Raw genomic sequence first — 332 nt, 5'->3', positions numbered from 1 at the left:
CCGTTTTCTGCCCGCATACCGGCAGCGGCCATGGTTGACCAGTCATAAGCGTTATTACCATATTTGATTGTCGATAGGGCGCCGTAAGATTTGCCCGGCAAAATAACATCATCAATACCAAGTGTACGGAAATTGGCAGCACCACCTAATGCCCCCACACCTGCTGCGCCACTCAGCGACCCGCGCCCCATATCCAGACCTGCAAGCAGATCACTGTCAATAAATGCGGAGCCGCCGGATACACCATGCCCCATAACCCGAATATTTTGCCTCGCGCCATCAATCATCATATTGACGCGCCCATAACCTTCCATGCCGCGAATATTCACCGC

At 53.0% G+C, this 332-nt stretch carries 1 pseudogene; it reads right to left on the bottom strand.

Going from position 1 to position 332, the window contains the following annotated elements:
• Positions 1-332, bottom strand: a pseudogene (locus HBA93_RS19835) (TonB-dependent receptor domain-containing protein); the annotation flags it as partial.

This window comes from Ochrobactrum sp. SFR4 (assembly GCF_019730395.1).
Taxonomy (GTDB): domain Bacteria; phylum Pseudomonadota; class Alphaproteobacteria; order Rhizobiales; family Rhizobiaceae; genus Pseudochrobactrum.
This window is presented reverse-complemented; position numbering and strand designations above follow the sequence as displayed.